This window comes from Citrobacter sp. ANG330, assembly GCF_047467925.1.
Classification (GTDB): Bacteria; Pseudomonadota; Gammaproteobacteria; order Enterobacterales; family Enterobacteriaceae; genus Citrobacter_A; species Citrobacter_A amalonaticus_G.
In genome coordinates this window covers 15,563-26,068 of record NZ_JASJUI010000018.1, presented here as the reverse complement: position 1 = coordinate 26,068, position 10,506 = coordinate 15,563, and the positions used below count along the sequence as shown (strand labels likewise).

Here is a 10,506-nt window from a genome sequence, read left to right as displayed (position 1 = left end):
AATGAGCTAATAATTACTCATTAGTTCTGCACTAAAAAGGGCGCTTCGGCGCCCTTTTTGCTGCCCGTTATTTGGCTTGTCACATTTTTTCGCAATTTTAACTCCGCACCCGTTACGTAGAGAGAATTGTGCTATTGTAATCATAACTATTCTCATTTACACTTTGCGCAGAAATTGAACGGGAGCGATCATGTACGTTTGTTTGTGTAATGGTGTAAGTGATAAAAAAATTCGCCAGGCGGTACGTCAGTTTCATCCTCAATCCTTCCAGCAGTTACGCAAGTTTATTCCTGTGGGAAATCAATGCGGTAAATGCGTTCGTGCGGCACGCGAAGTCATGCAGGATGAATTAATGCAAATGCCAGAATTTAAAGAGATCGCCTGAGTCACACTCTTTTTTTTGACATCCCTGTAGCCCCATCTATGCTCTGGAGAGTGGAAGCGGAGGGACTATAAAATGAAAGGTGATGTTAAAATCATAAATTATCTCAATAAACTATTGGGAAATGAGCTTGTCGCGATCAACCAGTATTTTCTCCATGCACGTATGTTTAAGAACTGGGGACTCACTCGCCTCAATGATGTCGAGTACCATGAATCCATCGATGAAATGAAACACGCGGATAAATATATTGAGCGTATTTTGTTTCTGGAAGGGATCCCGAACCTACAGGATCTCGGCAAATTGGGGATTGGCGAAGATGTTGAAGAGATGCTGCAGTCCGATCTCCGGTTAGAGCTCGAAGGGGCGAAAAACTTACGTGAAGCTATCGCCTATGCCGATACTGTCCACGATTATGTCAGCCGGGATATGATGATCGAAATCCTTGCAGATGAAGAAGGGCATATTGACTGGCTGGAGACAGAACTGGATCTCATCTCGAAAATTGGATTGCAGAATTACCTGCAATCGCAAATTAAAGTGTCCAGTTAATCGCCCCTGAGGTGAAACGGTAATATCCGGTGATGTAACCCGCAGCTGCCAGAAATGGCCCAAAAGGCAGCGGGTTTTTTAGTGCCGCCTTCCCATGAGTCACCCCGACTACAGCTATACCGCAACATGCCAGCAGTGCCGCCCAAAACACTAAAAAAGGCAAAGACATCCACCCATGCCAGGCACCCAACGCGGCGAGGAATTTTACATCGCCATAGCCGAGTCCCTCTCGCTTACGAACCAGTCGATAACTCCAGTAAATAAAGGCAAAGCCGACGTACCCCACGAATGCCCCCCAAACGGCATCGGACAGTTGCGCAGGGCAAATGCACTGTTGATAAATAAGCCCACCCCAAAGTAAAGGGCAGGTAAACCTGTCCGGCAACAATCCCGTGCAAACATCACAGAAGCCAAGGTAAAACGACAGCGATACATAAAGGATTAGAAAAAGCAGGGTGAGGGCCATCATATTTTTCTCCATCTACGTAACCTCACTTTAGTCAGGGGCAATGAAGGAGCAAGGTGCTTTTATGGAGATTGCCAGGTAGATTCCGGCGAAACCGCAGCATTTCAGTTGTTGCAAAAAAGACCGGAACTCTGCCCGCATTGTGAGTGAAACGATTAAGATCTACGCAACGCTTGCTTCAGCCTGATATTTGCGTATAATGCGCGGGCTTGTCTTAATTGACGGCAGGTTCGATATGAACCTCGGATAGCCGATTTGGCTGTCTAACAATGCCCCCAATCGGGGGGCTACGTAAGAACGGTTACACTCTCCCATCAATCGTAATGGGTCTGAGGAGTAATCATTTTCGTTTATAAAATAATTGGAGCTCTGGTCTCATGCAGAACCAAAGAATCCGTATCCGCCTTAAAGCGTTTGATCATCGTCTGATCGATCAATCAACCGCGGAAATCGTCGAGACTGCCAAGCGCACTGGTGCGCAGGTCCGTGGTCCGATCCCGCTGCCGACCCGCAAAGAGCGCTTCACCGTTCTGATCTCTCCGCACGTTAACAAAGACGCGCGTGATCAGTACGAAATTCGCACTCACAAGCGTCTGGTTGACATCGTTGAGCCAACTGAAAAAACCGTTGATGCTCTGATGCGTCTGGACCTGGCTGCCGGTGTAGACGTGCAGATCAGCCTGGGTTAATCAGGTCATCGAGCGATTGAGAGGTTGATACAATGATTGGTTTAGTCGGTAAAAAAGTGGGTATGACCCGCATCTTCACTGAAGATGGCGTATCTATCCCAGTAACCGTAATCGAAGTTGAAGCAAACCGCGTTACTCAGGTTAAAGATCTGGCTAACGATGGCTACCGCGCTATTCAGGTGACCACTGGTGCTAAAAAAGCTAACCGTGTAACCAAACCGGAAGCGGGTCACTTTGCTAAAGCTGGCGTAGAAGCTGGCCGCGGCCTGTGGGAGTTCCGTCTGGCAGAGGGTGAAGAATTCACTGTTGGTCAGAGCATTAGCGTTGAACTGTTTGCTGACGTTAAAAAAGTTGACGTAACCGGTACCTCTAAAGGTAAAGGTTTCGCTGGTACCGTTAAGCGCTGGAACTTCCGTACCCAGGACGCGACTCACGGTAACTCCTTGTCTCACCGCGTTCCGGGTTCTATCGGTCAGAACCAGACTCCGGGCAAAGTGTTCAAAGGCAAGAAAATGGCAGGTCAGCTGGGTAACGAACGTGTCACTGTTCAGAGCCTGGACGTAGTACGTGTTGACGCTGAGCGCAACCTGCTGCTGGTTAAAGGTGGTGTTCCGGGTGCGACCGGTTGCGACCTGATCGTTAAACCAGCTGTGAAGGCGTAAGGGGATAGCAATGGAATTAGTATTGAAAGACGCGCAGAGCGCGCTGACTGTTTCCGAAACTACCTTCGGTCGTGATTTCAACGAAGCGCTGGTTCACCAGGTTGTTGTTGCTTATGCAGCTGGTGCTCGTCAGGGTACTCGTGCTCAGAAGACTCGTGCTGAAGTAACTGGTTCTGGCAAAAAGCCATGGCGCCAGAAAGGTACCGGCCGTGCGCGTTCAGGTTCTATCAAGAGCCCGATCTGGCGTTCAGGTGGCGTGACCTTCGCTGCGCGTCCGCAGGACCACAGTCAAAAAGTTAACAAAAAGATGTACCGCGGCGCGCTGAAAAGCATTCTGTCCGAACTGGTACGTCAGGATCGTCTGATCGTTGTCGAGAAGTTCTCTGTTGAAGCGCCTAAAACTAAGCTGCTGGCACAGAAACTGAAAGACATGGCTCTGGAAGATGTGCTGATCATCACCGGTGAGCTGGACGAGAACCTGTTCCTGGCTGCGCGCAACCTGCACAAGGTTGACGTACGCGATGCAACTGGTATCGACCCGGTTAGCCTGATCGCCTTCGACAAAGTCGTAATGACTGCTGATGCTGTTAAGCAAGTTGAGGAGATGCTGGCATGATTCGTGAAGAACGTCTGCTGAAGGTGCTGCGTGCACCGCACGTTTCTGAAAAAGCGTCTACTGCGATGGAAAAAACTAACACCATCGTTCTCAAAGTTGCTAAAGACGCGACCAAAGCAGAGATCAAAGCTGCTGTGCAGAAACTGTTTGAAGTCGAAGTCGAAGTCGTTAACACCCTGGTTGTTAAAGGGAAAGTTAAACGTCACGGACAGCGTATCGGTCGTCGTAGCGACTGGAAAAAAGCTTACGTCACCCTGAAAGAAGGCCAGAATCTGGACTTCGTTGGCGGCGCTGAGTAAGTCGGAGGAGTAATACAATGGCAGTTGTTAAATGTAAACCGACATCTCCGGGTCGTCGCCACGTTGTTAAAGTGGTTAACCCTGAGCTGCACAAGGGCAAACCTTTTGCTCCGTTGCTGGAAAAAAACAGCAAATCCGGTGGTCGTAACAACAATGGCCGTATCACCACTCGTCATATCGGTGGTGGCCACAAGCAGGCGTACCGTATTGTTGACTTCAAACGCAACAAAGATGGTATCCCGGCAGTTGTTGAACGTCTTGAGTACGATCCGAACCGTTCCGCGAACATCGCGCTGGTTCTGTACAAAGACGGTGAGCGCCGTTACATCCTGGCCCCTAAAGGCCTGAAAGCTGGCGACCAGATCCAATCTGGCGTTGATGCTGCAATCAAACCAGGCAACACCCTGCCGATGCGCAATATCCCGGTTGGTTCTACCGTTCATAACGTAGAAATGAAACCAGGTAAAGGCGGTCAGCTGGCACGTTCCGCGGGTACTTACGTTCAGATCGTTGCGCGCGATGGTGCTTATGTCACCCTGCGTCTGCGTTCTGGTGAAATGCGTAAAGTCGAAGCAGACTGCCGTGCAACTCTGGGCGAAGTTGGCAATGCTGAGCATATGCTGCGCGTTCTGGGTAAAGCAGGTGCTGCACGTTGGCGTGGTGTTCGTCCTACCGTTCGCGGTACTGCGATGAACCCAGTCGATCACCCACATGGTGGTGGTGAAGGTCGTAACTTTGGTAAGCACCCGGTAACTCCGTGGGGCGTTCAGACCAAAGGTAAGAAGACCCGCAGCAACAAGCGTACTGATAAATTCATCGTACGTCGCCGTAGCAAATAATTTTAGAGGATAAGCCATGCCACGTTCTCTCAAGAAAGGTCCTTTTATTGACCTGCACTTGCTGAAGAAGGTAGAGAAAGCGGTGGAAAGCGGAGACAAGAAGCCCCTGCGCACTTGGTCCCGTCGTTCAACGATCTTTCCTAACATGATCGGTTTGACCATCGCTGTCCATAATGGTCGTCAGCACGTTCCAGTATTTGTAACCGATGAAATGGTCGGTCACAAACTGGGTGAATTCGCACCGACTCGTACTTATCGCGGCCATGCTGCTGATAAAAAAGCGAAGAAGAAATAAGGTAGGAGGAAGAGATGGAAACTATCGCTAAACATCGCCATGCTCGTTCTTCTGCTCAGAAGGTTCGCCTTGTTGCTGACCTGATTCGCGGTAAGAAAGTGTCGCAGGCTCTGGATATTCTGACCTACACCAACAAGAAAGCGGCTGTACTGGTCAAGAAGGTACTGGAATCTGCCATTGCTAACGCTGAACACAACGATGGCGCTGACATCGACGATCTGAAAGTTACGAAAATTTTCGTAGACGAAGGCCCGAGCATGAAGCGCATTATGCCGCGTGCGAAAGGTCGTGCAGATCGCATCCTGAAGCGCACCAGCCACATCACTGTGGTTGTGTCCGATCGCTGAGACTCTGGAGACTAGCAATGGGTCAGAAAGTACATCCTAATGGTATTCGCTTGGGTATTGTAAAACCATGGAACTCTACTTGGTTTGCGAACACCAAAGAATTCGCTGACAACCTGGACAGCGATTTTAAAGTACGTCAGTACCTGACTAAGGAACTGGCTAAAGCGTCCGTATCTCGTATCGTTATCGAGCGTCCGGCTAAGAGCATCCGTGTGACTATTCACACTGCTCGCCCGGGTATCGTTATCGGTAAGAAAGGTGAAGACGTAGAAAAACTGCGTAAGGTCGTAGCGGATATCGCTGGCGTTCCTGCACAGATCAATATCGCCGAAGTTCGTAAACCTGAACTGGACGCAAAACTGGTTGCTGACAGCATCACTTCTCAGCTGGAACGTCGTGTTATGTTCCGTCGTGCGATGAAGCGTGCTGTACAGAACGCAATGCGTCTTGGCGCTAAAGGGATCAAAGTTGAAGTTAGCGGCCGTCTGGGCGGCGCGGAAATCGCACGTACCGAATGGTACCGCGAAGGTCGCGTACCGCTGCACACTCTGCGTGCTGACATCGACTACAACACCTCTGAAGCGCACACCACTTACGGTGTAATCGGCGTTAAGGTATGGATCTTCAAAGGCGAGATCCTGGGTGGTATGGCTGCTGTTGAACAACCGGAAAAACCGGCTGCTCAACCTAAAAAGCAGCAGCGTAAAGGCCGTAAATAAGGAGCGTCGCTGATGTTACAACCAAAGCGTACAAAATTCCGTAAAATGCACAAAGGCCGTAACCGCGGTCTGGCTGCTGGCGCGGATGTTAGCTTCGGCAGCTTCGGTCTGAAAGCTGTTGGCCGTGGTCGTCTGACTGCCCGTCAGATCGAAGCAGCACGTCGTGCTATGACCCGTGCAGTTAAGCGTCAAGGTAAGATCTGGATCCGTGTATTCCCGGACAAACCGATCACTGAAAAGCCGCTGGCAGTGCGTATGGGTAAAGGTAAAGGTAACGTGGAGTATTGGGTTGCCTTGATTCAGCCGGGTAAAGTCCTGTATGAAATGGACGGCGTACCGGAAGAGCTGGCCCGTGAAGCATTCAAGCTGGCAGCAGCGAAACTGCCGATTAAAACCACCTTTGTAACTAAGACGGTGATGTAATGAAAGCAAAAGAGCTGCGTGAGAAGAGTGTTGAAGAGCTGAACACCGAGCTGCTGAATCTGCTGCGTGAGCAGTTCAACCTGCGTATGCAGGCTGCAAGTGGCCAGCTGCAACAGTCTCACCTGTTGAAGCAAGTGCGTCGTGATGTCGCACGCGTTAAGACTTTACTGACTGAGAAGGCGGGTGCGTAATGACCGATAAAATCCGTACTCTGCAAGGTCGCGTTGTTAGCGACAAAATGGAGAAATCCATTGTTGTTGCTATCGAACGTTTTGTGAAACACCCGATCTACGGTAAATTCATTAAGCGTACGACCAAACTGCACGTACATGACGAGAACAACGAATGCGGTATCGGCGACAAGGTTGAAATCCGTGAATGCCGTCCGCTGTCCAAGACTAAGTCCTGGACGCTGGTTCGCGTTGTAGAGAAAGCGGTTCTGTAATACAGTACGCATTCTCAATGAATAAACGGCTCAGCGATGAGCCGTTTATTTTTTCTACCCATACGCAGGAACCGGTGTTATAATGCCGCGCCCTCGATATGGGGCTTTTTTAACGACCTGATTTCGGGTCTCAGTAGTAGTTGACATTAGCGGAGCACTAAAATGATCCAAGAACAGACTATGCTGAACGTCGCCGACAACTCCGGTGCACGTCGCGTAATGTGTATCAAGGTTCTGGGTGGCTCGCACCGTCGCTACGCAGGCGTAGGCGACATCATCAAGATCACCATCAAAGAAGCAATTCCGCGTGGTAAGGTCAAAAAAGGTGATGTGCTGAAGGCGGTAGTGGTGCGCACCAAGAAGGGTGTTCGTCGCCCGGACGGTTCTGTCATTCGCTTCGATGGTAATGCATGCGTTATTTTAAACAATAACAGTGAGCAGCCTATCGGTACGCGTATTTTTGGGCCGGTAACTCGTGAACTTCGTAACGAGAAGTTCATGAAAATTATCTCTCTGGCACCAGAAGTACTCTAAGGAGCGAATCATGGCAGCTAAAATCCGTCGTGATGACGAAGTTATCGTGTTAACCGGTAAAGATAAAGGTAAGCGCGGTAAAGTTAAGAATGTCCTGTCTTCCGGCAAGGTCATCGTTGAAGGTATCAACCTGGTTAAGAAACACCAGAAGCCGGTTCCGGCTCTGAACCAACCAGGCGGCATTGTAGAGAAAGAAGCAGCTATTCAGATCTCTAACATTGCACTCTTCAATGCGGCAACCGGCAAGGCTGACCGTGTAGGCTTTAGATTCGAAGACGGCAAAAAAGTCCGTTTCTTCAAGTCTAACAGCGAAACTATCAAGTAATTTGGAGTAGTACGATGGCGAAACTGCATGATTACTACAAAGACGAAGTAGTTAATAAACTCATGACTGAGTTTAACTACAATTCTGTCATGCAAGTCCCTCGGGTCGAGAAGATCACCCTGAACATGGGTGTTGGTGAAGCGATCGCTGACAAGAAACTGCTGGATAACGCAGCAGCTGATCTGACAGCAATCTCCGGTCAAAAGCCGTTGATCACCAAAGCACGCAAATCTGTTGCAGGCTTCAAAATCCGTCAGGGCTATCCGATCGGCTGTAAAGTAACTCTGCGTGGCGAACGCATGTGGGAGTTCTTTGAGCGCCTGATCACTATTGCTGTACCGCGTATCCGTGACTTCCGTGGCTTGTCCGCTAAGTCTTTCGACGGTCGTGGTAACTACAGCATGGGTGTCCGTGAGCAGATCATCTTCCCAGAAATCGACTACGATAAAGTCGACCGCGTTCGTGGTTTGGATATTACCATTACCACTACTGCGAAATCTGACGAAGAAGGCCGTGCTCTGCTGGCTGCCTTTGACTTCCCGTTCCGCAAGTAAGGTAGGGTTACTGAATGGCTAAGCAATCAATGAAAGCACGCGAAGTAAAACGCGTAGCTTTAGCTGATAAATACTTCGCGAAACGCGCTGAACTGAAAGCGATCATCTCTGATGTGAACGCTTCCGACGAAGATCGTTGGAATGCTGTTCTTAAGCTGCAGTCTCTGCCGCGTGATTCCAGCCCGTCTCGTCAGCGTAACCGCTGCCGTCAAACAGGTCGTCCACATGGTTATGTGGGCAAGTTCGGGTTGAGCCGTATCAAGTTACGTGAAGCCGCAATGCGCGGTGAAGTACCAGGCTTGAAAAAGGCTAGCTGGTAATTGTCACCAATTGAATCACGGGAGTAAAGACAGATGAGCATGCAAGATCCGATCGCGGATATGCTGACCCGTATCCGTAACGGTCAGGCCGCGAACAAAGCTGCGGTCACCATGCCTTCCTCCAAGCTGAAAGTGGCAATTGCCAACGTGCTGAAGGAAGAAGGTTTTATTGAAGATTTTAAAGTTGAAGGCGACACCAAGCCGGAACTGGAACTGACTCTTAAGTATTTCCAGGGTAAAGCTGTTGTAGAAAGCATTCAGCGTGTCAGTCGCCCAGGTCTGCGCATCTACAAACGTAAAGATGAGCTGCCGAAAGTTATGGCGGGTCTGGGTATCGCGGTTGTTTCTACCTCTAAAGGTGTTATGACTGATCGTGCAGCGCGCCAGGCTGGTCTTGGTGGCGAAATTATCTGCTACGTAGCCTAATCGGAGGAAAAAATGTCTCGTGTTGCTAAAGCACCGGTCGTTGTTCCTGCCGGCGTTGATGTAAAAATCAACGGTCAGGTTATTACGATCAAAGGTAAAAACGGCGAGCTGACTCGTACTCTCAACGATGCTGTTGAAGTTAAACATGCAGATAATGCACTGACCTTCGGTCCGCGTGATGGTTACGTTGACGGTTGGGCCCAGGCTGGTACCGCGCGTGCCCTGCTGAACTCAATGGTTATCGGTGTTACCGAAGGCTTCACTAAGAAGCTGCAGCTGGTTGGTGTAGGTTATCGTGCAGCGGTTAAAGGGAATGTAGTAAACCTGTCTTTAGGTTTCTCACATCCAGTTGACCATCAGCTGCCGGCAGGGATTACTGCAGAATGTCCGACTCAAACTGAAATCGTGCTGAAAGGCGCTGATAAGCAGGTGATTGGCCAGGTTGCAGCGGATCTGCGCGCCTACCGTCGTCCTGAGCCTTATAAAGGCAAGGGTGTTCGTTACGCCGACGAAGTCGTGCGTACCAAAGAGGCTAAGAAGAAGTAAGGTAACACTATGGATAAGAAATCTGCTCGTATCCGTCGTGCGACCCGCGCACGCCGCAAGCTCAAAGAGCTGGGCGCAACTCGCCTGGTGGTACATCGTACCCCGCGTCATATTTACGCACAGGTAATTGCACCGAACGGTTCTGAAGTTCTGGTAGCTGCTTCTACTGTAGAAAAAGCTATCGCTGAACAACTGAAGTACACCGGTAACAAAGACGCGGCTGCAGCTGTGGGTAAAGCTGTCGCTGAACGCGCTCTGGAAAAAGGCATCAAAGATGTGTCCTTTGACCGTTCCGGGTTCCAATATCATGGTCGTGTCCAGGCACTGGCAGATGCTGCCCGTGAAGCTGGCCTTCAGTTCTAAGGTAGAGGTGTAAGATGGCTCACATCGAAAAACAAGCTGGCGAACTGCAGGAAAAGCTGATCGCGGTAAACCGCGTATCTAAAACCGTAAAAGGTGGTCGTATTTTCTCCTTCACAGCTCTGACTGTAGTTGGCGATGGTAACGGTCGCGTTGGTTTTGGTTACGGTAAAGCGCGTGAAGTTCCAGCAGCGATCCAGAAAGCGATGGAAAAAGCCCGTCGCAATATGATTAACGTCGCGCTGAACAACGGTACCCTGCAACACCCGGTTAAAGGTGTTCACACGGGTTCTCGTGTATTCATGCAGCCAGCTTCCGAAGGTACCGGTATCATCGCCGGTGGTGCAATGCGCGCCGTTCTGGAAGTTGCTGGAGTTCATAACGTTCTGGCTAAAGCATATGGTTCCACCAACCCGATCAACGTGGTTCGTGCAACTATTGATGGCCTGGAAAATATGAATTCTCCAGAAATGGTCGCTGCCAAGCGTGGTAAATCCGTTGAAGAAATTCTGGGGAAATAAACCATGGCAAAGACTATTAAAATTACTCAAACCCGCAGTGCAATCGGTCGTCTGCCGAAACACAAGGCAACGCTGCTTGGCCTGGGTCTGCGTCGTATTGGTCACACCGTAGAGCGCGAGGATACTCCTGCAGTTCGTGGTATGGTCAACGCGGTTTCCTTCATGGTTAAAGTTGAGGAGTAAGAG

23 protein-coding genes are annotated in these 10,506 nt (G+C 49.9%); 22 read left to right on the top strand and 1 reads right to left on the bottom strand.

What is annotated here, in order from left to right; all coding sequences use genetic code 11:
- The first annotated feature begins 190 nt into the window (after positions 1-190).
- Both bfd and bfr read left to right on the top strand, forming a co-directional pair.
- On the top strand, positions 191-385 hold the full coding sequence (gene bfd, locus QNN88_RS22575; RefSeq protein ID WP_012135433.1) for a bacterioferritin-associated ferredoxin: 195 nt from the start codon (positions 191-193) through the stop codon (positions 383-385).
- Between the two features lie 72 nt (positions 386-457).
- Positions 458-934 (top strand): bacterioferritin, encoded by a 477-nt coding sequence (gene bfr, locus QNN88_RS22570; RefSeq protein ID WP_414242114.1) that lies wholly within the window; start codon positions 458-460, stop codon positions 932-934.
- Here the strand turns inward: bfr and QNN88_RS22565 are convergent.
- The gene (locus QNN88_RS22565; RefSeq protein WP_414242116.1) at positions 918-1,400 is read right to left on the bottom strand and encodes a prepilin peptidase; all 483 of its coding nucleotides are present in this window, start codon (positions 1,398-1,400) and stop codon (positions 918-920) included. The two genes, bfr and QNN88_RS22565, sit on opposite strands and share 17 nt — an antisense overlap.
- Positions 1,401-1,777: 377 nt before the next feature.
- Here QNN88_RS22565 and rpsJ point away from each other — a divergent pair, with 377 nt between their 5' ends.
- The 20 genes from rpsJ to rpmD all read left to right on the top strand — a co-directional run bounded on the left by rpsJ (position 1,778) and on the right by rpmD (position 10,503).
- On the top strand, positions 1,778-2,089 hold the full coding sequence (rpsJ, locus tag QNN88_RS22560; protein ID WP_001181005.1) for a 30S ribosomal protein S10: 312 nt from the start codon (positions 1,778-1,780) through the stop codon (positions 2,087-2,089).
- 32 nt (positions 2,090-2,121) lie between these two features.
- The gene (gene rplC, locus QNN88_RS22555; protein ID WP_414242113.1) at positions 2,122-2,751 is read left to right on the top strand and encodes a 50S ribosomal protein L3; all 630 of its coding nucleotides are present in this window, start codon (positions 2,122-2,124) and stop codon (positions 2,749-2,751) included.
- 10 nt (positions 2,752-2,761) lie between these two features.
- Positions 2,762-3,367 carry a 50S ribosomal protein L4 gene (rplD, locus tag QNN88_RS22550; protein WP_000424395.1) on the top strand — a complete coding sequence of 202 codons (606 nt, stop codon included), beginning with the start codon at positions 2,762-2,764 and terminating at the stop codon, positions 3,365-3,367.
- Positions 3,364-3,666 carry a 50S ribosomal protein L23 gene (gene rplW, locus QNN88_RS22545; protein WP_000617546.1) on the top strand — a complete coding sequence of 101 codons (303 nt, stop codon included), beginning with the start codon at positions 3,364-3,366 and terminating at the stop codon, positions 3,664-3,666. The genes rplD and rplW overlap by 4 nt, the downstream gene beginning before the upstream one ends.
- Positions 3,667-3,683: 17 nt before the next feature.
- Positions 3,684-4,505 carry a 50S ribosomal protein L2 gene (gene rplB / locus QNN88_RS22540; RefSeq protein ID WP_000301864.1) on the top strand — a complete coding sequence of 274 codons (822 nt, stop codon included), beginning with the start codon at positions 3,684-3,686 and terminating at the stop codon, positions 4,503-4,505.
- 16 nt (positions 4,506-4,521) lie between these two features.
- Positions 4,522-4,800, top strand: coding sequence for a 30S ribosomal protein S19 (rpsS, locus tag QNN88_RS22535; protein ID WP_001138117.1), 279 nt, complete (start codon positions 4,522-4,524; stop codon positions 4,798-4,800).
- A 14-nt stretch (positions 4,801-4,814) separates the two neighbouring features.
- Positions 4,815-5,147, top strand: a complete 333-nt coding sequence (rplV, locus tag QNN88_RS22530; protein ID WP_000447529.1) for a 50S ribosomal protein L22 — start codon at positions 4,815-4,817, stop codon at positions 5,145-5,147.
- Between the two features lie 17 nt (positions 5,148-5,164).
- The gene (rpsC, locus tag QNN88_RS22525; protein ID WP_000529945.1) at positions 5,165-5,866 is read left to right on the top strand and encodes a 30S ribosomal protein S3; all 702 of its coding nucleotides are present in this window, start codon (positions 5,165-5,167) and stop codon (positions 5,864-5,866) included.
- A gap of 12 nt (positions 5,867-5,878) precedes the next feature.
- The gene (gene rplP, locus QNN88_RS22520) at positions 5,879-6,289 is read left to right on the top strand and encodes a 50S ribosomal protein L16 (RefSeq protein ID WP_000941208.1); all 411 of its coding nucleotides are present in this window, start codon (positions 5,879-5,881) and stop codon (positions 6,287-6,289) included.
- Complete coding sequence (rpmC, locus tag QNN88_RS22515) at positions 6,289-6,480, top strand: 50S ribosomal protein L29 (RefSeq protein ID WP_000644742.1); 192 nt, start codon at positions 6,289-6,291, stop codon at positions 6,478-6,480. The genes rplP and rpmC overlap by 1 nt, the downstream gene beginning before the upstream one ends.
- Complete coding sequence (rpsQ, locus tag QNN88_RS22510) at positions 6,480-6,734, top strand: 30S ribosomal protein S17 (RefSeq protein ID WP_002438707.1); 255 nt, start codon at positions 6,480-6,482, stop codon at positions 6,732-6,734. The genes rpmC and rpsQ overlap by 1 nt, the downstream gene beginning before the upstream one ends.
- 162 nt (positions 6,735-6,896) lie before the next feature.
- Positions 6,897-7,268 (top strand): 50S ribosomal protein L14, encoded by a 372-nt coding sequence (gene rplN / locus QNN88_RS22505; RefSeq protein ID WP_000613954.1) that lies wholly within the window; start codon positions 6,897-6,899, stop codon positions 7,266-7,268.
- A 10-nt stretch (positions 7,269-7,278) separates the two neighbouring features.
- Positions 7,279-7,593 (top strand): 50S ribosomal protein L24, encoded by a 315-nt coding sequence (rplX, locus tag QNN88_RS22500; RefSeq protein WP_035894981.1) that lies wholly within the window; start codon positions 7,279-7,281, stop codon positions 7,591-7,593.
- Positions 7,594-7,607: 14 nt separating this feature from the next.
- Complete coding sequence (rplE, locus tag QNN88_RS22495) at positions 7,608-8,147, top strand: 50S ribosomal protein L5 (RefSeq protein ID WP_001096206.1); 540 nt, start codon at positions 7,608-7,610, stop codon at positions 8,145-8,147.
- 14 nt (positions 8,148-8,161) lie between these two features.
- Positions 8,162-8,467: a 30S ribosomal protein S14 gene (gene rpsN / locus QNN88_RS22490; protein ID WP_001118929.1), complete on the top strand. Its 306-nt coding sequence runs from the start codon at positions 8,162-8,164 to the stop codon at positions 8,465-8,467.
- Between the two features lie 33 nt (positions 8,468-8,500).
- On the top strand, positions 8,501-8,893 hold the full coding sequence (gene rpsH / locus QNN88_RS22485; RefSeq protein ID WP_000062611.1) for a 30S ribosomal protein S8: 393 nt from the start codon (positions 8,501-8,503) through the stop codon (positions 8,891-8,893).
- A gap of 12 nt (positions 8,894-8,905) precedes the next feature.
- Complete coding sequence (gene rplF / locus QNN88_RS22480) at positions 8,906-9,439, top strand: 50S ribosomal protein L6 (RefSeq protein WP_012135817.1); 534 nt, start codon at positions 8,906-8,908, stop codon at positions 9,437-9,439.
- Between the two features lie 9 nt (positions 9,440-9,448).
- Positions 9,449-9,802 (top strand): 50S ribosomal protein L18, encoded by a 354-nt coding sequence (rplR, locus tag QNN88_RS22475; protein ID WP_000358956.1) that lies wholly within the window; start codon positions 9,449-9,451, stop codon positions 9,800-9,802.
- A gap of 14 nt (positions 9,803-9,816) precedes the next feature.
- Positions 9,817-10,320, top strand: coding sequence for a 30S ribosomal protein S5 (gene rpsE, locus QNN88_RS22470; protein ID WP_000940121.1), 504 nt, complete (start codon positions 9,817-9,819; stop codon positions 10,318-10,320).
- Positions 10,321-10,323: 3 nt separating this feature from the next.
- The gene (rpmD, locus tag QNN88_RS22465) at positions 10,324-10,503 is read left to right on the top strand and encodes a 50S ribosomal protein L30 (protein ID WP_001140434.1); all 180 of its coding nucleotides are present in this window, start codon (positions 10,324-10,326) and stop codon (positions 10,501-10,503) included.
- Positions 10,504-10,506 lie beyond the last annotated feature (3 nt).

Coding starts and splice junctions, on each gene's coding strand:
- QNN88_RS22565 (WP_414242116.1), bottom strand. CDS start 1,400: ATGGCCCTCACCCTGCTTTTTCTAATCCTTTATGTATCGCTGTCGTTT.
- rplD (WP_000424395.1), top strand. CDS start 2,762: ATGGAATTAGTATTGAAAGACGCGCAGAGCGCGCTGACTGTTTCCGAA.
- rplP (WP_000941208.1), top strand. CDS start 5,879: ATGTTACAACCAAAGCGTACAAAATTCCGTAAAATGCACAAAGGCCGT.
- rpsQ (WP_002438707.1), top strand. CDS start 6,480: ATGACCGATAAAATCCGTACTCTGCAAGGTCGCGTTGTTAGCGACAAA.
- rplR (WP_000358956.1), top strand. CDS start 9,449: ATGGATAAGAAATCTGCTCGTATCCGTCGTGCGACCCGCGCACGCCGC.
- rplB (WP_000301864.1), top strand. CDS start 3,684: ATGGCAGTTGTTAAATGTAAACCGACATCTCCGGGTCGTCGCCACGTT.
- rpsS (WP_001138117.1), top strand. CDS start 4,522: ATGCCACGTTCTCTCAAGAAAGGTCCTTTTATTGACCTGCACTTGCTG.
- rplW (WP_000617546.1), top strand. CDS start 3,364: ATGATTCGTGAAGAACGTCTGCTGAAGGTGCTGCGTGCACCGCACGTT.
- rplF (WP_012135817.1), top strand. CDS start 8,906: ATGTCTCGTGTTGCTAAAGCACCGGTCGTTGTTCCTGCCGGCGTTGAT.
- rpmC (WP_000644742.1), top strand. CDS start 6,289: ATGAAAGCAAAAGAGCTGCGTGAGAAGAGTGTTGAAGAGCTGAACACC.
- rpsH (WP_000062611.1), top strand. CDS start 8,501: ATGAGCATGCAAGATCCGATCGCGGATATGCTGACCCGTATCCGTAAC.
- rpsN (WP_001118929.1), top strand. CDS start 8,162: ATGGCTAAGCAATCAATGAAAGCACGCGAAGTAAAACGCGTAGCTTTA.
- rplC (WP_414242113.1), top strand. CDS start 2,122: ATGATTGGTTTAGTCGGTAAAAAAGTGGGTATGACCCGCATCTTCACT.
- bfd (WP_012135433.1), top strand. CDS start 191: ATGTACGTTTGTTTGTGTAATGGTGTAAGTGATAAAAAAATTCGCCAG.
- rpmD (WP_001140434.1), top strand. CDS start 10,324: ATGGCAAAGACTATTAAAATTACTCAAACCCGCAGTGCAATCGGTCGT.
- rplV (WP_000447529.1), top strand. CDS start 4,815: ATGGAAACTATCGCTAAACATCGCCATGCTCGTTCTTCTGCTCAGAAG.
- rplE (WP_001096206.1), top strand. CDS start 7,608: ATGGCGAAACTGCATGATTACTACAAAGACGAAGTAGTTAATAAACTC.
- rpsE (WP_000940121.1), top strand. CDS start 9,817: ATGGCTCACATCGAAAAACAAGCTGGCGAACTGCAGGAAAAGCTGATC.
- rplX (WP_035894981.1), top strand. CDS start 7,279: ATGGCAGCTAAAATCCGTCGTGATGACGAAGTTATCGTGTTAACCGGT.
- rpsC (WP_000529945.1), top strand. CDS start 5,165: ATGGGTCAGAAAGTACATCCTAATGGTATTCGCTTGGGTATTGTAAAA.
- bfr (WP_414242114.1), top strand. CDS start 458: ATGAAAGGTGATGTTAAAATCATAAATTATCTCAATAAACTATTGGGA.
- rpsJ (WP_001181005.1), top strand. CDS start 1,778: ATGCAGAACCAAAGAATCCGTATCCGCCTTAAAGCGTTTGATCATCGT.
- rplN (WP_000613954.1), top strand. CDS start 6,897: ATGATCCAAGAACAGACTATGCTGAACGTCGCCGACAACTCCGGTGCA.